Here is a 19,429-nt window from a genome sequence, read left to right as displayed (position 1 = left end):
TGCTGCGAGGCAGGCGACCGGGGCTCGGGATCAGCGGACGGGGCGGGGGTCAGCCCAGCGCGCGGATGCCCCGCCAGTCGACACCCAGGACGGTCCTGACGGGCGCGTTGGTGTTGGTGGTGGAGGGGTAGTACAGCTTCATGTTGCCGGTGTCACCGAAGCGGGCCCAGATGTCGGGCACGCCGTCGTTGTTGACATCGGGGATGCCGATCGCGGTCGTGACGTTGGTCTCGGTCCAGGTCGTGCCGAACGCGACGTCACCATTGAGCGAGTTGACCGCCACCTTGATCGACTCCAGGTCGACGCCGCCGCCCGTACCGGGCTTGCCGTGGCGGACGTACATGTTGCCGTTGTCGAGGTTGCGCCACAGCAGGTCGGGCGTGCTGTCCTTGTTCATGTCCGCGATGTTGACGATGTCGCGTCGGGCCCAGGCGGTGCCCTCCATCAGCGTCGCGGTCTGGAAGGTGGCGCCGGTGTAGCCGGACAGCACCCAGAACGCCGGTCCGGCCCGCAGGGTCAGATCGGGCAGCTTGTCGCCGGTGATGTCGCCGATCGCCTTCAGCTGCGTCCAGGTGGACGGCGCGGGGGCGTTGGCCGGCAGGCGGATCTCGATCCGCTCGTCGACGTTGAAGCTGCCGTAGCCGTCGCCCGGGTAGAGCCAGAACTTCTTGTCCGGGGTGACCGCGAACATGTCGGTCGAGCCGTCGCCCGGGTACGTGTCGTTGTAGTGCGCGATCAGCGAGGCGGTGCCCGCCGCGTCGATCCAGTGGTTCGGCGGGTCGACCTGCTTGTCCTTGGTCACGTACGACGCGGCGAGGCAGCTGTACAGCTCACCGCCGGTGCCGGGGACCGCCGGGTCGGCGGGGGCGCCCACGCAGTTCTTCAGCTTGCCGTCCGGGTAGAGCACCAGCAGGTCGGCGATGTCGTCGCCACCGGTGTCCATCGGACCGTCGGCCCGGTCGCGGGGCGGCAGGTAGAAGGAGTAGTCGCCCTTGAGGCTCTGATTGCCGTTGACGTCGTAGGCGTAGACGTACAGGGCGGTCGGACCCGCGTGCCTGGGCGAGACGTTGGGGAGGGTGATCTTGCCGTTCACGGGAGGCGGGGTCTCGATGAGAGCCTCGCCTTCGAAGGCGTACTTGAACTTGGTCGCGCCGGCGGCGCTGAAGGTGAAGTCACCGGGGGTGCCGTACTTGACCTTGGCCCAGGTCTTGCCGTCGGGCGTGGCCTCGGTGAACACGGTGCTGGTGATGTCCGGCTGCGGAGGAGCGGTCGGGTCCACGGTGAGCCGGCACGGCTCCGTGCCGTTCGGGAAGAACGAGGAGACCTCACCGGCCGCGTCCTCGGAGCGCACGTCCCACGAGAAGAGGGTGTTGCCCGTGAGGCCCGTCAGCAGCGGGTTGTCGGCCTGGATGACCATCTGGCCGTAGCCGGTGGAGTCCGCGGTGGCGACGTACTCGGTCTTGGTGGTCGCGCCGGACTTCCAGAAACGGAACCGCAGCTTGGGAATGGTGTTGTCCGCGTCGTAGCCCTTGGCCTTCAGCGTGATGGTCGTCCGGCCGATGGTGGCGCTGGCGGTCGGTCCGGGAACACACGCGCCGCCCGGGGAGGACGTGCCGTTGGTCGGCTGGGACGGGGCACGGTTGAAGTCGCCCTCCACCACGGCGGAGGTCGCGAGGAACTTGCGCCAGGTCTGGGTGTCGCCCTCGCTGGTGGCACGCATGCCGAAGGTGAGGGTCTCGGCGCCGGCGTCCGCGCTCTTCTGGACTCCGGCCAGCACGTTGAACGCCTCGTACGCGTCCGGGCAGCCGGTCGAGGACCAGCCGTGGGCGAAGGACTGCCAGTCCAGCTTCGTGGACCAGCTCGGCTGCGCGTTCCAGGTCGTACCGGACGAGATGGACCCCGTCTGCCAGAACTGGAACTCCCGCGCGGTGCAGGACCAGGAGTGGTTGTTCTTGACCTTGAAGGTGGCCCGGGTGAACTTCGCGCCCTTGTAGCCGGTCGAGAACTTCATCCGCCAGAAGGAGCGGCCGAGGCCGCCGGTGTCGCTCTCGTAGCCGACGCGGGCGTCCGAGGTGCCGGAGGAGAAGTTCGTGCCGTTCCAGAAGCTGGAGCTCGGGTACTTCTTGTACGCGGTCGTCCAGGCCGCCCAGCCGCTGTTGAGCGGCGGGTCGATGAAGACCGGGTACTTCGTGTCCGGGTGGGCGAGGAGGCCGGTCCGGCCCAGGCCCAGGTTCAGGGTGGCCGTACCGGTGTCGTCGCCGTCGAGCGCGATCGGGAGCTGCGCGGAGCGCGCGCCCGGCTCGATGCCCGTCAGACCCGACAGCTTCAGCACGTCGGCGGGGGCGGCGACCGAGGTGCGCCGGGGGGTGCCCGGCTTGAGCTCGGGGTCCCGGCCGCTGGAGTCCCAGGCGAAGGGGGTCGGGATCGTGCCGACCTCCGTGCCGCTCTTGTCCAGGACCTGGATCCGGTTGGCCTTCGCGTCCTGCCGGAAGACCGCGGTCGTCGACCGCAGACCGTACGAGACGGTCGCGAGGTCCTTGTTCTGTGCGGCCTCGCGGTTCTTGACGATCAGGAGCTGGCCGAAGCCGCCCTCCTCACGCACCACGAGGAGCAGGTCGACGCCGGGAAGCACCTCGGGGTAGAGGGCGCGCGGGCCGTCGAGCACCGGCTTCGGCAGGGCGCCGGGCCAGGTGTAGGCGATGGTGTGGCCGTTGAGGTCGACCTCGGCGAGGACGGACGCGTCGCCGACGCCCTCGGCGAGCGGCACCCGGGCGTACGAGCGGCCTGCGCGGTCTTCGCCGGAGGTGCCCCCGGAGAAGCGGACCGGCACGGCCGGGTTGGCCGGGCGGACCGTCAGAGCGTCGGCGCTCTCCGTCCGGTGCAGGGTGTTGTCGATGGGCGCCCACTTGCCCCGGGCGTTCTTCGCCCGCTGGGGCAGCGCGTGGATCTGGGCGCGCATCTGCCCGTTCGGCAGCGCCCAGATCAGCTCGGTGGCGGTGGTCGCCGTGTCGACGAGCACCTTCTTGCCGGTGCGCTTGGCCTCGGCCGACGCGGCGGCCTCGTCCTTCGGCCCGGTCGACGCCTGCTTGGCGTCCGTGCGGGGGGCGTTGGGCGAGCTGGGGGAGCTGGCGGTCGAAGGCGTGCTCGGCTGCCACCAGGGCAGGAGCGCGGCGGTGAGTGCGGCCAGGACGAGGCCGAGGGTGAGTGTCAGCCGTGTGCGCGTGCGCACGAACGGGCTGAGAAGACGAGGCGGCGCGGGCACGGCGGTCTACTCCCGTGGGACCAGAGGGATTTTCGGACAGCACAGACGGCCCCGACGGACCGTCCACGGGGCACAAGGCGCGCACACGATCACACGTCCCGCACGTGACGTCCATTTCTGAAGACTTTATGAAGATGTTACAGATTCCTGGTGTCAGCTTGACAGAGTGTCATTCAGGTCTGGTTCGAACCGTTCTGATGGCGCCTTAGATCGCAATTGCGCTGAGTGTCCGATTTATCGCGAACATCGACAGTGTGAGCTTCTGTTTGCGACTGCACCGTGGCGAATCTCACTGTCGATGCGCTTCGACCGCTTGGCCGATCTTGAATATGCAGCGCGCATGACACAGAGTGCGCACGCACGCGCCTGATCCAGGCGCGTGCTCTTTGGTGTTTCCGCACCTCCTCCGTTGTCTTGTTCGTTTGGGTGGGAGTCGACGCGTGATGCGTGCTTCAGAACCACTGTCATGGGTGGGGCGGAATCGCCTAGCCATGACAGAGTCACAACGACGGCGCCGTCGGCGAAGCCGCACGGCGACCGTCCTTCTTTTGTCATCGGTATTGACGGTGACGAGTCTCGGCGGGCAGGCCCTGGCCGTTCCCGGCGACGGCATGAGCCGTGAGCAGACGACCTCTCAGGTCGATCTGCCGGACATCCCCGAGAGCACCGCGCTCGCCGACGACGCCAGCGCCGACAAGGCGCTGAGCCTCGGGGACGAGCAGCAGGTCGTCCCCTACGCGCCGAAGAAAGTCGACCCGTGGGCGGAGGACGCCGGCAAGGCGCCGCTGACGGCGCAGACCCAGCCCGGCACCACGGTCCCCGTGGTGAACGAGACCACGTCGGTCGGACTGCCGGTCGCGGTCGGCGTACCGGTCGGTCAGGACCCGACGAAGGTCGACGGTGACTGGCAGGTCGCGGTCAAGTCGACCACCACCTCGGAGGACACCGGCGTCCCCGGCATGATCCTCGAGGTCATTCCGCCGGCGGACGCCGATCCGGCCGCGCAGGTCACGCTCGAGGTCGACACCACCGGCTTCGCCGACCGCTACGGCCCCCAGGCCGCCCAGCGCTTCGGCCTGGTCCTGCTGCCGAACTGCGTCATCGACTCCCCGGACTCCGGTGACTGCGCCCCGGACACCGGCGTGGAGACCATGTCCGGCAGGACCGAGGTCGCCGACGAGATCGAGCGGCTGCGGTCCACGGTCAAGGAGGTGCCGGCCGCCAAGGCCCCCACCAAGGTCAAGCTCAAGAAGAACGCGCCCATCCGCACGATCCTCTCCGGATCGGTGCCGGTCGCGAACCTGCTCGAGGACGGCGCCGCCCGCTCGTCCGTCTCCGGCGTCTCGGCCCGGCAGGTCGCCCTCCCGGCTGTCGACACCTCCGGCCGCCAGGTCGTCGGTGCGATGGACACCGGCGCCTCGGCGAACGGCGACTTCACCGCCTCGCCGCTGCTGTCCGCCGGCTCCTGGGCCGCGGGCTCGTCGAACGGTGCCTTCACCTACGGCTACCAGGTGCAGGTCCCGGAGGCCGCCGGCGGTCTGACCCCGAAGGTCAGCCTTGGCTACTCGTCGCAGACGGTCGACGGCCGTACCTCGGCGTCGAACAACCAGGCCTCCTGGATCGGTGACGGCTGGGACTACAACCCGGGCTCCATCAGCCGGACGTACGTCAACTGCCGTCAGGACTCCAAGAAGGCCGGGTCGAACAACGCGACCCACAAGACCGCCGACCTGTGCTGGGGCTCGGAGAACGCCACCCTCTCCCTGGGCGGCATGACCACCGAGCTGGTGTGGGACGAGGCCAAGCAGAAGTGGTTCAGCGCCAACGGTGACGGCTCGAAGATCGAGCGGTTCAAGGACACGTCCAAGGACCCGCGTTCGGGCATGAAGGACGCCGACGGCGAGTACTGGGTCGTCACCACCAGGGACGGCACGAAGTACCACTTCGGCCTGAACAAGCTCCCGGGCTGGTCGGACAACGGCACCGCCGCCGACGACCCGTACACCGACTCCGTGCTCGCGGTGCCGGTCTACGGCAACCACGCGGACGAGCCCTGCTACAAGGGCTCGACGACCACCGACTGGAAGTCCTCCGCCTGCAACCAGGCCTGGCAGTGGAACCTCGACTACGTCGAGGACGTCCACGGCAACGCCATGTCGCTGTGGTGGGAGCGCGAGAAGAACTACTACGCGAAGAACTTCTACTTCAAGGGCCCGGTCGAGTACCACCGCGGCGGCTACCTGAAGCGCATCGACTACGGCCAGCGCAAGGACACCGTCTTCAGCGCCACGGCCCCGGCCCGCGTGCGCTTCGACGTCGCCGAGCGCTGCTTCACCGAGGGTACGCTGACCTGCAGCGACGAGAACTTCACGTCGAGCGACCCGGGCAAGTACCGCATCTGGTACGACACCCCCGCCGACCTGCGGTGCCAGGCGGTCACCTCGACGGACAAGAAGAAGTGCTGGAACGCCGGCCCGACCTTCTGGTCCACCAAGCGCCTGGACAAGATCACCACCTCGGCCCAGCGCCGCACCGACACCACCGCGCGCCAGGACGTCGACCAGTACCAGCTCAAGCAGAACTTCCCCGTCCTCAAGACCGGCCCGAACACGGCCCTGTGGCTGGAGTCCATCCAGCGCACCGGCTACGCCCGCAAGGGCTCGACGGACGCCGCGGTCACGCTCAACCCGATCCGGTTCGAGTCCAACGAGGAGGAGATGCCGAACCGCGTCCTCCTGCGGAAGACGTCCGGGACGGACATGGGCGCGCCGATCGACCCGCGCCCCGGCTTCGCCAGGCTGCGCATCGGCCGCGTCATCAACGAGTACGGCGGCGAGACCGTCGTCTCCTACAAGATGCCGACCTGGGGTGACGCCGCGGACGGCTGCGCCAGCAGGACGGGCCTGCCCGGCAAGACGGACACGGCCGCTCTGAAGGCCAACACGCGTCTGTGCTACCCGATGTTCTGGCACCCGGACGCCGAGGTCGAGGACATCGACTGGTTCCACAAGTACGTGGTCGACTCGATCGAGGAGCTGCCGAACGTCGACGGCTCGTACTCCACGCGGACGGCGTACGACTACAAGAACGCCGGCTGGAAGCTCGCCGAGGCGGAGTTCAGCAAGAAGTCCACGCGCACGTACTCGCAGTTCGCGGGCTTCGAGCAGACGTCCGTCGTCACGGGCGAGCGGAAGGTCGTCGCCGACAACGGCGAGGGTTCCACCCCGGGCGAGGACACGCCGGGCACAGAGGGACCGAAGACCAAGGCGGTCACCCGCTTCTACCGGGGCATGGGCGACACCGTCCCGATGAAGACCATCACGGGTGCCACGCTCACCCACGAGGGCGCGACGGTCTACGACCGTGAGGCCTTCGCCGGCCGAATAGCCGAGGAGTTCAGCTACTCCGACGCGAACGACGCCGACACCGACTGGCTCACCCGCAGCCTCACCGTCCCCGAGGCCACCGAGCTCGCCAGCCGCGTCCGCGGCGACGGCCTCGACCCGCTCAAGGCGTGGCGGGTCACCGAGCCCGAGGAGATCGCGTACACGAAGTCGTCGGGCACGGGCGACGACGCCCGCACCCTGCGGAGCGTCCGCACCAGGACGACGTTCGACAGCGTCCACGGTCTGCCCACCATGGTGGAGTCGTTCGGCGACACCGACCCCGGCAAGACCGGTGACGAGTCCTGCACCAAGCTCGAGTACCTGCACAACACGACCAAGAACATCATCGGTCTGACCAAGCAGGTCCTCGTCTCGTCCACGTCGTGTGCCGCCGCGGACTGGTCCGACCTCACGAAGCTGAGCGCCGGTGGCCGGACGTCCTACGACAACACCGCGTACGGCACGGCGCTCGCCGACACCACCCTCGGTCTGGCCACCGAGACGTGGTCCATCAACGAGAGCGGCACCGGCTGGCAGACCGGCGGCACCGTCGCCTTCGACGCCCTCGGCCGGGTCACCAAGCAGATCGACGTCGACAAGAAGGAGTACACGACCACCTTCGACCCGCCGACGGGTCAGGTCTTCAAGATCACCCAGACGAATCCGCTGGGCCACACCCAGGTCCAGGAGGTCGAGCCGGGCCGCGGCGTCTCGCTGAAGACCACCGACGTCAACGGCCACGTCAGCGAGGCGACGTTCGACCCGCTGGGCCGTCTCGCCGAGGCATGGTCCCCCGGCCGGACCCCGTCGCCGAACGCGGTCCCGGACTTCAGGGCCGAGTACGTGACCCCGGGCGACCAGCCCGACCCGAACGACCCGGACGGCGGAAAGCTCCGCAAGCCCCCGTACATCACGACCTACAGCCGTGGCTACGAGAACCGGATCGAAAAGTCCGTCACGATCTACGACGGTCTCGGCCGTGAGCGCCAGTCGCAGGAGGAGGCGGACGGCGGTGGCCGTCTGATCACCGACACGCTGTACAACAGCGCCGGTGAGGTCTACCAGACCAACAACGCCTACCTCAACGAGGACGCTCCGAACGGCGAGCTGTTCACCCCGCGCGCCGACACCACGGTCCCGAACATCACCCGGTACAAGTACGACGGCCTCGGCCGCGTGCTCGAGGAGATGCCGGTCCTCAAGGTGAAGGCCCCCGGGACCACCGAGGCCATCTCCCAGGAGGTGCCCGAGAAGGCGACCCGCTACGCGTACGGTGCCGACTGGTCGAAGGTGATCCACCCGCAGGGCGACTCGTCCTACCAGGTCTTCACCGACGCTCTCGGCCGCACCGTCCGCACGGACACCTTCACCCCGGCGGCGCCCGGCGGCTACACGTCGACGCGCTACGCGTACGACAGCCGTGGTCAGCTGATCAAGGCGACCAGCTCGACCGACCCGACGCACCCGTGGTCGTGGACGTTCGACCGGCGCGGCCGGCTCGAGACCGCGACCGACCCGGACGCGGGCACCACCCGGGTGACGTACGACCACCGCGACCGGCCGCTGACGACGACCAACGCGCGCGGCATCACGACCTGGAACTCGTACGACGAGCTGTCCCGGCCCAAGGAGCAGCGTCTGGGCGGCTCGACGGGCACACTGCTCGCCTCGCTCGCGTACGACACCGTCGCCGGTGGAAAGGGCATGCCCGCCTCCGCCACCCGGTACACCGACGGCCTGGCGTACACCCAGAAGGTCAACGGCTACACGAAGGACTACCAGCCGACGTCGACGACGCTGTCCCTTCCCCCGTCGCTGGCCACCACGTGGGGCATCCCCGCGGACTACCAGTACGACTACAAGTTCTCCGACAACGGCATGCTGGAGGAGACGAACCTGCCGAAGGCCGGCAAGTTCGACGCGGAGAAGCTGGTCATCCGCTACAACAAGGAGGGCAACCCGCTCTCGATCTCCGGCAAGGACTGGTACGGCTCCGAGACGCTGTACTCGCCCTACGGCCAGGTCCTGCGCTCGACCCTCGGCGCGGTGCCGTACCGGGTGTGGGCACAGAACTCGTTCGACGAGTCCACCGGTGAGCTCCAGAACCAGATGGTCTACCGCGAGCAGACCGGTGGTGCCGGTCCGGTCGAGGGAAATCTGGTCTCGAAGCGCGAGTACGCCTACGACCCGGCCGGCAATGTCACGGGCATCCGTGAGCACGCCACCGGGATCGAGGAGCGGCAGTGCTTCACGTACGACCCGCTGGGCCAGCTGAAGAACGCCTGGACCTCGAAGGACCAGGAGAACTGCACCGCGCCGAAGAACCCGGACGGCACGATCAACGTCGCCGCGGGCAAGGACAACTCCGGCTACTGGCAGGAGTACGAGTACGACCTCCTCGGCAACCGCACCAAGCTGGTCGAGAAGGACCTGACCGGCGCCACGGCCAAGGACGCGACCACCACGTACCAGTACGGTGTGGGCGCGGCCAAGAGTCAGCCGCACACGCTCACCAAGGTCTCGAAGACCTACTCCACCCCCGCGGGTGCGCAGGTCAAGGCCGAGGCCGAGCGCCTGTACGAGCTGACGGGCGAGACGAAGTCCGTCACCTCGCTCGACAACGGTGACAAGCAGACGCTGACCTGGACGCCGGACGGCAAGATCGACCGGATCACCGGCGCGGGCACCGGCGGCAAGACCCCCTACGTGGGCCTCGCCGACAAGTGCCTCGACCTCAAGAGCGGTCTCGCGGTCGCGTCGCAGCCGATCCAGCTCTACAGCTGCAACGCCACCCTGGCGCAGAGCTGGAAGTTCACGCCCACCCCAAGCACCCCGACGACTCCGCAGACCGACCCCAACCGGGGCGCGATGTCGGTGTACGACGACTGGTGCCTCCAGCCGGCCGCCAACACGGCCGGGTCCGCGGTGCAGATCCAGAAGTGCGCCGCCACCGCCGCGGCGGCGACGGCGCAGGAGCTGAAGCGCAACGCGGCCGGCCAGCTGACGCACGTCGCTTCCAACCTGTGCCTCGCGGTGCAGAGCGGCAACTCGGCCAACAGCACGGCGATCGTCCTGGCCACGTGCGACGGAGCCTCCGCCGCGCAGCTCTGGGCGCCGCAGAACGACACCCGTCACATCTACGGTCCCACCGGCGAGCGCCTGCTCACCATCAAGGGCAAGACGGCCACGCTGAACCTGGGTGACACGGAGGTCGCCGTCCAGCAGGGCGGCGTCCTGGTCAACTCGCAGCGCACCTACACGACCCCCGCCGGCGCGGTCATGCGCTACGCCAACGGCACGGCCGCGGACCAGCTGGTCGCGCTGACCACGGACCACCAGGGCTCGACCTACACCGAGGTCCTGCTGGGTGGCGGGATGGACGTGCGGATCCGCAAGCAGGACGCGTTCGGCAATCAGCGCGGAGCGGGCACGAGCGGCGTCAACCTGCAGGCACACACGGGCTTCCTGGGGAAGACGAGGGACGACTCCTCCGGCTTCACTCTGCTCGGTGCCCGTCTGTACGACCCCGTGGTCGGACGTTTCCTCTCCGCCGACCCGCAGATGGACCTGAACGATCCTCTGCAGGCCAACGGATACGTCTACGCGCACAACAACCCGGTCACCTACGCGGACCCGACCGGTCTGGCGATCACCCTGACCGCCTCGGAGAAGGCGGCGGCCCTTGTGGGCGCGGGCCTGTCCGCGGCGCAGGTCGCGCAGGCGCAGGCCACCTCGGGCAAGTCCCTCACCTCGGTGATCCTCGCCGCCGCATGGAGCGTCCTGAGCGACTTCATCGGACTCAGTGACGCCATGGCCTGCTTCGGCGGTGACATGTGGTCCTGCGGCAGCATGATCATCGGGGCGATCCCGTGGACCAAGCTGGGCAAGATCCCCTCCGTCCTGAGGGCGGTCGACCGCACGATCAACGCCATCCAGGCGTTCAAGAAGGCGAAGGCGGCCGCGGAAGCGGTCCTCAAGGCGGCCAAGGCGGCCGAGGCGGCGGCTCTGAGAGCCAAGAAGGCCGCCATCGAGAAGGCGAAGAAGGAGGCCGCGCAACGGGCCAAGAAGAAGGCAGCCGAGGCCGCGAAACGGAAGGCCGACGCTGCGGCGGCCGCCAAGAAGAAGACCGGTAACCCGGTCCAGAAGCGGGCTCAGGCCAAGGCGGCCCCGAAGTCCTCGTCCGTGTCCGGTGGCGGCAAGGGCGGCGGCAAGGGCGGCAGCGGCGGCAAGGCCAGCACGTCGAAGCCGGGCGGAAGCTCCGGTGGTTCCTCCCGTAACAACGGCGGGTCCAGCGGCGGGTCCTGCAAGACGGCGGACAACAGCTTCGTGCAGGGCACGAAGGTGCTCATGGCCGACGGCTCCGTCAAGGCCATCGAGGACGTCAGAACGGGTGACAAGATCGTCGCCACAGACCCGAAGACCGGGGAGACCCGGACCGAGACGGTCACGGCGGAGATCAAGGGCCAGGGCCTCAAGCGCCTGGTCAAGGTCACCATCGACACGGACGGCCCGAAGGGCACGAAGACGGCCGAGGTCACCGCGACCGACGGTCACCCCTTCTGGGTCCCCGAACTGGGCGAGTGGATCAGCGCCACGGACCTGCAGCCGCGCGAGTGGCTCAGGACCAGTGCCGGTGTCTCCGTCCAGGTCACCGCGGTCCAGCGATGGACGGCCCCGAGCGAGACGGTCCACAACCTGACCGTCTCGGACACCCACACGTACTACGTGCTGGCCGGGGCGACACCCGTCCTGGTTCACAACTGTGGTGTCGCGACCGAGGACGATGCCCGCCTCGCGCACGACCGGGCGCTGGAGCTGCAGTCCACCCGAGACGACTTCCCCGGCGCCAACTACAGGGGGGTCACCGCGGTGATCGGCGTCTACAACTCCGACACCCGGAGCGTTACGATTCGCATCGGGATCAGTGGTGGGGCCGCGCAGCCGCCGGCCTGGGCGCTCCGCGACGGCGAGGAGTTCGTCCAAGCCGCAGGTCATGCCGAGGAAGCCATCCTCGGTAACCTGGCGTCGAATGAGCACGCGATCTTCGGTGCGGCGTCGACCAACTTCTGCAACGAACACTGCCTCCCCCTGGTGGACACGAGAGATGTGAACCTCATGGGTGGGCACGGAACCATCAAGTATTCCCCCTTCAGGTACTTCTGGATTTCGAGCGAAGATTAGCGGGACGTCGTGATTGAGAACCTTCCTAGCCCGTCGGATACCGAGCTGAAACTCCTCGCTGCGGCAACAGCGGAGCGGTCGGCAGCCTTCTGCCGGGTGTTGGGATCCGAGGAGCAGCAGGACTGGATCGATTCCGGTCTGGAACTCGCGTGGCGTATGGCCGCTGGTCACGACGGCGCGGACGAGTGCGCAGCCTTCCTCGATTCCCTGGTCGAAGATGACGAGGGTGAATTCGAAGACGCGGATCCCACCGCGTCTCCCGGGTTCTACGCGGAGATGGCTGTCGGTCTCGTCGGGGAAGCGCTGGCCGTTTCCCTGAGGCCGTCCGTCGATCGCATCGAAACCGGTTACAAAACGATGCGAACGCTTTTCTCCATGGTTGATTTCAAGCTCTCCGGAGAGAAGCCCGTGATCACGCGAAGCGGTGAGCCTCGGCCGGCTCCTGGGCCACTGGTCCAGGGGGAGAGGGATGCCGAGGATCGAGCGCTCGCAATCCTGCTGAGGGAGCGAAGCGAGGCAGGCGAACGTCAGGGTGCGGAATCGACCCTGACCGAGTTGCGCGACCTCGCGGAGGCGTTCTCGAACGATGTGACACCGTCTCTGGAGGAATTCTCCGAGGCGAACAACTGGAGCTGATCAGTCGCGGGATCAAGGTCCCGTCGGACTGACAGCATCCGGTAGACATGACGGAGGGTCGTCCCCGGCTTCGTGCCGGGGGCGACCCTCCGTTTCGTTGTTCTCGTACCTCAGGTGATCGAGTTCTCAGTCCCGGGTCAGGAATCCGACGCCTTGCGCAGCGCGCTGATGCAGGTGCCGATCGCCTCCTGGAGGGCTTCCAGGCGCTGGAGCATGTCGGCCTCGTAGATGTCCTCCTCCATCACCTCGTCCAGGGTCAGCTCCTCGAAGACCTTCGTCGCCTTCTGCAGGCTGTTGTAGAACTTCGTCCGCCGCTCCTGGACGCGCAGCGTCGGGTCCTCCTCGACCGCCCTGGCGACCAGGCCCTTCACCGCGTCGTACGCCTCACCGGCCCACTCGCCCGCCTCCTCGGAGTCGTCGAGCTCGTCGATCAGCGACAGGTGGCGCTCGGCCTCGGCACGCAGCTCGGCGGGCGCTTCCACGGTCTGCCCGGCCGGGGTCTTGATCTGGCCGTTCTCGACGATCTGCCGCACGTACCCGATGCGGTCGGCCGCCTTCGCCTCGCTCGCCACCGCCTTCTTCAGGTCGTCGGTGCGGGCGAAGGCGCGGGCCATCTCCGTCTGGAGGGCCGGGTCCTCCTTCATGCGGTCGAGCAGCGCGCCGCGCGCCGCCTCCGCCGTCCCGGGGTCGGCGAGGATCGCGGCCCGCAGCGCCGTCGGGTTCTCGGCGACCTCCAGGGCCTTCGTCGGACGGATGCCCTCCGCCTCGGCCGCCGCGCTGATCGCCTGGCCGCGCACGGAGGACGCGCTGTTGCGGGAGGTGTAGTACGAGAGCCAGACGTCCGCGTCGGGCAGCTCGACGTCCTCGCCGGGCACCAGGACCTCGAACTGCGGGACCAGGCCGTCGTCGGCCGCCATGTCCCAGGCCTTGTAGTACCGCATGACCCGGTCGGGCGAGCACCCCGCGAGCGCGGCGAAGGCCTTCGCCGAGACCTTCGCGGCGGCCGTGCCCTCGGCGGGCTGACCGCCGGGGCGCACGCTCCGCGCGACCTTCAGCGCGAAGGCCCAGCCACCGGTCCGCGCGTAGATCCCGAAGTCCTGGGCGTCGCGGACGACGACGGGGTCGTGCGCGTCGGGCGACACCGGCTCGTCAGCCTCGGACTCGTCAGCCTCGGGCTCGTCCGCCTGGGGCTCGTCCGCCTCGGGACGGTCCGCCTCGGACTCGAGCGCGGTCTCGTCAGGGGTGTTCTGCTCCGAGGCCTGCGGCTCAGGGGCCGAGGGCACCCAGAACTCGGGCTCCGAGATCGCCGCGGGGGCGGCCTCGCGCTCTTCGGCGGACATGTCGGACGGGGTGATGGCGATGGTCACCGAGAGCTCTCCGGAAGGTCGGGTGCGACAACTGCGGCCGACAGCCTATACGCACACCTTGGCGATATTTCGCCCTATTCGAGCCATCGTGGCGACGAGAACGATCCCCCGCGGATCCCCGGCGGATCCGCAAGGGACCCGCCGGGGATCCGGAACCGCGCCGGTGATCGTACCGCCGTCCCGGTGACCCTCGGGGGACCGCCAGTGGTCCACTCCAACGGCGGTTATCCACAGGGGTGGTAGGGCCGCCGGGCGGCGCGTACGGTGCCAGACATGAAGATCCTCATCAGCGCCGACATGGAGGGCGCGACCGGTGTGACCTGGCCCGCCGACGTGCTGCCCGGTACGCCCCAGTGGGAGCGCTGCCGCTCGATGTTCACGTCCGATGTGAACGCGGCCGTGCTGGGCTTCTTCGACGGCGGCGCCGACGAGGTCCTGATCAACGAGGCGCACTGGAGCATGCGGAACCTGCTCCTGGAGCGGCTCGACGAGCGCGCCGAGATGCTCACCGGCCGGCACAAGTCGCTGTCGATGGTCGAGGGCGTGCAGCACGGGGACGTCGACGGCATCGCCTTCGTCGGCTACCACACGGGCGCGGGCACCGAAGGCGTCCTCGCCCACACCTACCTGGCCAACTCGATCACGGGCGTCTGGCTCAACGGCGAGCGGGCCGGCGAGGGCCTGCTCAACGCCCATGTGGTCGCGGAGTACGGCGTCCCGGTCGTCCTCGTCACCGGTGACGACCTGACCTGCGAGGACGCCCTCGGATACGCGCCGGAGGCCCGCAAGGTCGCCGTCAAGGACCACGTCTCGCGGTACGCGGCGGTGTGCCGCACCCCGGCCAGGACCGCCGCCGACATCAGAGCGGCGGCGAAGGACGCGACCGCGCTCGCCGTCCGGTACGAACCGGTCCGCGGAGGCCCGTTCACGGTGGAGCTGGAGTTCGACGCCGACCACCTGGGCGCCGCCGCCACGGTGGTTCCCGGCGTGGCGCGGAGCGGCGAGCGGCGCGTCTCCTACACGGGGGAGACGATGTACGAGGCAATTCGCACGTTCAAGGCGGTCACGACCATCGTCTCGGCCGCAGTGGAGGAGCAGTATGGCTGAGGAGGTCCGGGGCCCGGACACGACGGCGCTCGACGAGGTGGTCACCTTCACCTCCGAGCTCATCCGCATCGACACCACCAACCGGGGCGACGGCGACTGCCGCGAGCGCCCCGCCGCCGAGTACGTCGCCGAGCGGCTCGCAGCCGCCGGGATCGCGCCCACCCTCCTGGAGCGGACCCCGGGCCGCACCAACGTCGTGGCGCGCATCCCCGGCACCGACCCCTCGGCCGACGCGCTCCTCGTCCACGGCCACCTCGACGTCGTCCCCGCCGACCCCGCCGAATGGACCGTGGACCCGTTCTCCGGGGAGGTCCGCGACGGGGTCGTGTGGGGGCGCGGCGCCGTCGACATGAAGAACATGGACGCGATGGTCCTGGCCGTCGTCCGCTCCTGGGCCCGGCAGGGCATCCGGCCGCGCCGCGACATCGTCCTCGCGTACACCGCCGACGAGGAGGCCAGCGCCGACGACGGCTCCGGCTTCCTGGCCGACCGGCACGCCGCGCTCTTCGAGGGCTGCACGGAAGGCATCAGCGAGTCCGGGGCCTTCAGCTTCCACCCGAACCCCGGCACGACCCTCTACCCGATCGCGGCGGGGGAGCGGGGCACCGCCTGGCTCAAGCTGACCGCCCACGGCCGGGCGGGCCACGGCTCCAAGGTGAACACGGCCAACGCCGTCACCCGCCTCGCCTCCGCCGTCGCCCGGATCGGCGCGCACACCTGGCCCGTCCGCCTCACCACCACCGTCCGCGCCGCCCTCGCCGAACTCGCCGCGCTGTACGGCATCGACGTCGACACCAGCGCACCCGACCTCGACGTCGACCTCCTCCTCGACAAGCTCGGACCCGCCGCCGCGCTCGTCGCGCCGACCGTCCGCAACAGCGCCAACCCGACGATGCTGAAGGCCGGTTACAAGGTCAACGTCATCCCGGGCCAGGCCGTCGCGTACATCGACGGCCGGACGCTGCCCGGCGGCGAGGAGGAGTTCGCCACGACCATGGACGCGCTCACCGGGCCCGACGTGGAGTGGGAGTTCCACCACCGCGAGGTGTCCCTGGAGGCCCCGGTCGACTCGCCGACCTTCGCGAAGCTGCGGGCCGCCGTCGAGCGCTTCGACCCGGCAGGACACGTCGTGCCGTTCACCATGTCCGGCGGCACCGACGCCAAGCAGTTCTCCCGGCTCGGCATCACCGGCTACGGCTTCTCTCCGCTCCGGCTGCCCCCTGAGCTCGACTACGGGGCGCTCTTCCACGGCGTCGACGAACGCGTCCCGGTCGACGCCCTGCACTTCGGTGTCCGGGTGCTGGACCACTATCTGAAGTCCGCGTAGGACAGCGACAGGGGGAGTCGAGATGGCCACCACCGAGACGACGACCACGACCACGGCCGCCCACGGCACCTGGCCGTCGCCCGTCGGCGCCGCGCTCGCCGCCGCCCACGACGGGCGGCCCGAGTACGCGGGCACCGTCGGCGACGAGCTGTGGTGGACCGCGCCGCGCCCCGCCGAGGGCGGCCGGCGCGCCCTCGTCCGGCGGCGCGCCGACGGCACCGAGGAGAGCGTCCTCCCCGCTCCGTGGAACGTCCGCAGCCGCGTCATCGAGTACGGCGGACAGCCCTGGGCCGCGCTCGCGCGCCCCACCGGCGGACCGCTCGTCGTCTTCAGCCACTTCCCCGACCAGCGGCTGTACGCGTACGAGCCGGAGGCCGGACCCGACGCCGCGCCCCGGCCGCTCACCCCCCTCGCCGACGCCGGCGAGGGACCGCGCTGGGTGGACCCGGTGCTCCACCCGGAGCGCGGCGAGGTGTGGTGCGTCCTTGAGGAGTCCACCGGGCCCGCGCCGACCGACGTACGCCGGGTCCTCGCCGCCGTCCCGCTGGACGGATCGGCCGCCGGGGACCGGAGCGCCGTGCGCGAACTCTCCGACGGGCGCCACCGGTTCGTGACGGGCCCCCGGCTCTCCCCGGACGGGCGCCGGGCGGCCTGGATCGCCTGGGACCACCCCCGCATGCCCTGGGACGGCACCGAGCTCCAGCTCGCCGAGGTCGCCCCCGACGGCACCTTCCGCGGCGCCCGGACCGTCGCCGGCGGCCCCGCCGAGTCGATCCCCCAGGTCGCCTGGGACGCGGCCGGGCGACTGCTCTTCGCGAGCGACCGCACCGGCTGGTGGAACCTCTACCGGGCGGAGACCGCCGCGGACGGCGGCCTCCGCGCACCGGTGGCGCTCTGCCCCCGCGACGAGGAGTTCGCCGGACCGCTCTGGAAGATCGGGCTGACCTGGTTCACGCCCCTGGAGAACGGCCTGATCGCCGTGGTCCACGGCAAGGGGACCACCGCCCTCGGGATACTCGACCCCGACACCGGCACCCTCGCCGACGCCGCCGGCCCCTGGACCGAATGGGCCGCCACCCTCGCCCCGCACGGCACCCGCGTCGTCGGTGTCGCCGCGGGACCGCGCAGCGCCTACGAGCTCGTCGAGCTCGACACCCGCACCGGCCGCACCCGCGTCGTCGGCGCCGCGCACACGGACGCCGTCGACCCCGCGTACTACCCCGATCCGCTGATCCGCACCTTCACCGGCCCCGGCGGACGCGAGATCCACGCCCAGGTGTACCCGCCGCACCACCCCGGATTCACCGGCCCCGCCGGCGAACTGCCGCCCTACGTGATCTGGGCCCACGGCGGGCCCACCGGTCACGCCCCGCTCGTCCTCGACCTGGAGATCGCCTACTTCACCTCCCGCGGGATCGGCGTCGCCGAGGTCAACTACGGCGGATCGACCGGCTACGGCCGGGAGTACCGGGAGCGGCTGCGCGAGCAGTGGGGCGTCGTCGACGTCGAGGACTGCGCGGCCGTCGCCACCGCGCTCGCCGCCGAGGGCACCGCCGACCCCGACCGGCTCGCGGTACGCGGCGGCAGCGCGGGCGGCTGGACGACCGCGGCCTCCCTCGTCGCCACCGACGTGTACGCCTGCGGCACGATCATCTATCCCATCCTCGACCTGCGGGGCTGGGCCACCGACGAGACCCACGACTTCGAGTCCCGGTACCTCGACGGCCTCATCGGACCGCTCGACGAGGTCCCCGCCCGCTACGAGGAACGCTCGCCGATCGAGCACGTCGACCGGGTGACGACCCCCTTCCTGCTGCTCCAGGGCCTCGACGACGTCATCTGCCCGCCCGCGCAGGCCGAGCGCTTCCTCGCCCGGATGGCCGGCCGGGGCGTCCCCCACGCCTACCTCGCCTTCGAGGGAGAAGGACACGGCTTCCGCAGAGCCGACACGATGGTCCGCGCCCTGGAGGCCGAACTCGCCCTGTACGCGGGGACCTTCGGCCTCACCCGTACCGACGTCCCCGACCTGGAGCTCCGCTCGTGACCCCGAAGGCCCCGCACCCCGCCGTCGCACCCCTGACCCGGGCCGCGCGCCTCCGGCCCGGGGCGCGGGTCGCCGTCGTCGCCCCCAGCGGACCCGTACCCGAGGAGCGGCTCCGAGCCGGGCTCGACATCCTGCGCGGCTGGGACCTGGAGCCGGTGGTCGCCCCGCACGTCCTCGACACCCACCCCACGCTCGGCTACCTCGCGGGCGCGGACCGGGCGAGGGCTCGCGACCTGACCGAGGCCTGGTGCGACCCCTCCGTCTCCGCCGTGATCTGCGCGCGCGGCGGCTACGGGGTGCAGCGCATGGTGGACCTCGTCGACTGGGCGGCGATCCGGGCCGCCGGACCCAAGGCGTTCGTCGGCTACAGCGACGTCACCGCCCTGCACGAGGCCGTCGCCGTCCGGCTGGGCCTGGCCACGCTGCACGGACCGATGGTCGCCGCGGCCACGTTCCTGTCGGACCCGGACACCCAGGAGTCCCTGCGGGCCACGCTGTTCGAGCCGGAGACGGTGCGGACGCTCGGCCTGGCGACGGCGCGGCCGCTGGTCCCCGGCCGCGCCCGCGGGGTCACGCTCGGCGGCTGCGTCAGCCTGCTCGCCGCCGACCTCGGCACCCCGCACGGCAGGCCCTCGGCGCGCGGCGGGCTGCTGCTCCTGGAGGACGTGGGGGAGGAGCCGTACCGGCTCGACCGGATCCTCACTCAACTGCTGCGCTCCGGCTGGCTGGACGGCGTCGCGGGCGTCGGCCTGGGCTCGTGGGAGGAGTGCGGCCCGTACGAGGAGGTGCGGGCCGTCCTCGTCGACCGGCTCGGCGGTCTCGGCATACCCGTGGTGGAGGAGCTGGGCTTCGGCCACAGCGGCACGGCGCTGACGGTCCCCCTGGGAGTGCCCGGGGTGCTGGACGCCGAGGCGTGCGCGCTGAAGCTGGACGTGCCCGCGCTGATCTGACGGCCGGACTCCTTCACCGAATCTTCGTCAGCAAGCCTTGTCGCCCGTATTGACGCTGCGCTTACACGTGTCACAACATGGGCGCGGCCCCCCTTACTTACCGGTAGGTAAGCGGTTGGTGGGGCTCATCATGCGTCCCTGTCGTGGAGGCCCCCCGTGTCCCGTGCTC

General features: G+C 70.1%; 8 protein-coding genes. 6 read left to right on the top strand and 2 right to left on the bottom strand.

The window, feature by feature from the left end:
- Positions 1 to 49 precede the first annotated feature (49 nt).
- Complete coding sequence (locus ACFC0G_RS27425) at positions 50 to 3,229, bottom strand: hypothetical protein (RefSeq protein WP_376407755.1); 3,180 nt, start codon at positions 3,227 to 3,229, stop codon at positions 50 to 52.
- A gap of 599 nt (positions 3,230 to 3,828) precedes the next feature.
- Between ACFC0G_RS27425 and ACFC0G_RS27420 the strand changes: the two genes are divergently transcribed.
- Positions 3,829 to 11,829 carry a ricin-type beta-trefoil lectin domain protein gene (locus ACFC0G_RS27420; protein WP_376407753.1) on the top strand — a complete coding sequence of 2,667 codons (8,001 nt, stop codon included), beginning with the start codon at positions 3,829 to 3,831 and terminating at the stop codon, positions 11,827 to 11,829.
- Positions 11,830 to 11,838: 9 nt separating this feature from the next.
- Complete coding sequence (locus tag ACFC0G_RS27415; RefSeq protein ID WP_376407751.1) at positions 11,839 to 12,465, top strand: hypothetical protein; 627 nt, start codon at positions 11,839 to 11,841, stop codon at positions 12,463 to 12,465.
- Positions 12,466 to 12,602: 137 nt separating this feature from the next.
- Here the strand turns inward: ACFC0G_RS27415 and ACFC0G_RS27410 are convergent, their stop codons facing one another.
- Positions 12,603 to 13,832, bottom strand: a complete 1,230-nt coding sequence (locus tag ACFC0G_RS27410; protein ID WP_376407749.1) for a hypothetical protein — start codon at positions 13,830 to 13,832, stop codon at positions 12,603 to 12,605.
- 273 nt (positions 13,833 to 14,105) lie between these two features.
- On the opposite strand from ACFC0G_RS27410, the gene ACFC0G_RS27405 reads away from it, so the two are divergent.
- Genes ACFC0G_RS27405 through ACFC0G_RS27390 form a run of 4 tightly spaced genes read left to right on the top strand, consistent with a single transcriptional unit; the run spans position 14,106 to position 19,260 of the window.
- Positions 14,106 to 14,939: a M55 family metallopeptidase gene (locus tag ACFC0G_RS27405; RefSeq protein ID WP_376407747.1), complete on the top strand. Its 834-nt coding sequence runs from the start codon at positions 14,106 to 14,108 to the stop codon at positions 14,937 to 14,939.
- Complete coding sequence (locus tag ACFC0G_RS27400) at positions 14,932 to 16,266, top strand: M20/M25/M40 family metallo-hydrolase (protein WP_376407745.1); 1,335 nt, start codon at positions 14,932 to 14,934, stop codon at positions 16,264 to 16,266. Before ACFC0G_RS27405 ends, ACFC0G_RS27400 begins: the two co-directional genes overlap by 8 nt.
- A gap of 22 nt (positions 16,267 to 16,288) precedes the next feature.
- Positions 16,289 to 18,310 carry a prolyl oligopeptidase family serine peptidase gene (locus ACFC0G_RS27395; protein ID WP_376407743.1) on the top strand — a complete coding sequence of 674 codons (2,022 nt, stop codon included), beginning with the start codon at positions 16,289 to 16,291 and terminating at the stop codon, positions 18,308 to 18,310.
- Positions 18,307 to 19,260 carry an LD-carboxypeptidase gene (locus ACFC0G_RS27390; RefSeq protein ID WP_376407741.1) on the top strand — a complete coding sequence of 318 codons (954 nt, stop codon included), beginning with the start codon at positions 18,307 to 18,309 and terminating at the stop codon, positions 19,258 to 19,260. The genes ACFC0G_RS27395 and ACFC0G_RS27390 overlap by 4 nt, the downstream gene beginning before the upstream one ends.
- The last annotated feature ends 169 nt before the right edge of the window (positions 19,261 to 19,429 follow it).

It is taken from the genome of Streptomyces sp. NPDC056169, from assembly GCF_042268445.1.
Classification (GTDB): Bacteria; Actinomycetota; Actinomycetes; order Streptomycetales; family Streptomycetaceae; genus Streptomyces.
The sequence above is the reverse complement of the archived record's forward strand: the minus strand, read 5'-3'. Positions and strand labels throughout refer to the sequence as shown.

Excerpts from the sequence above, each read along its gene's own strand:
- ACFC0G_RS27405 (WP_376407747.1), top strand. The coding sequence starts at position 14,106 with ATGAAGATCCTCATCAGCGCCGACATGGAGGGCGCGACCGGTGTGACC.
- ACFC0G_RS27395 (WP_376407743.1), top strand. The coding sequence starts at position 16,289 with ATGGCCACCACCGAGACGACGACCACGACCACGGCCGCCCACGGCACC.
- ACFC0G_RS27400 (WP_376407745.1), top strand. The coding sequence starts at position 14,932 with ATGGCTGAGGAGGTCCGGGGCCCGGACACGACGGCGCTCGACGAGGTG.